This window comes from Stenotrophomonas sp. SrG (assembly GCF_050031795.1).
In the GTDB taxonomy this organism is placed as follows: Bacteria; Pseudomonadota; Gammaproteobacteria; order Xanthomonadales; family Xanthomonadaceae; genus Stenotrophomonas; species Stenotrophomonas rhizophila_A.
In genome coordinates, this window is the sequence record NZ_JBNBBE010001302.1 from 1 (window position 1) to 236 (window position 236).

The 236-nt window shown below is 75.8% G+C and carries 1 protein-coding gene; it reads right to left on the reverse strand.

The features are described from left to right. Positions 1 to 236, reverse strand: a 236-nt coding sequence (locus ACQG3P_RS23630) for a hypothetical protein (RefSeq protein ID WP_426806407.1), incomplete at both ends; no start/stop codon positions are given.

The following is a 236-nucleotide window of genomic DNA, read 5'->3' on the forward strand; positions in this document are numbered from 1 at the left end:
CGCGTTGCCGTAGGCATCGGTGCCGGTGCGGCGCACGTCCACGCCGGAGATGGTCGGTGCGCCGGCCTGCGGCGTGCCGCCATCCGTGCCGCTGCGCTCGCGGTCCTGGAACACCACGCCGGTCAGCGCGGACCGCACCACGGTATGGGTGCTGGTGCCTTCGTCATTGGCGGGGGTCGGGTCGAGCTGGTCGCTGGTGGCGGGGGCGGGCGGGCGGCGGGTGCGCTTGGCCGGCA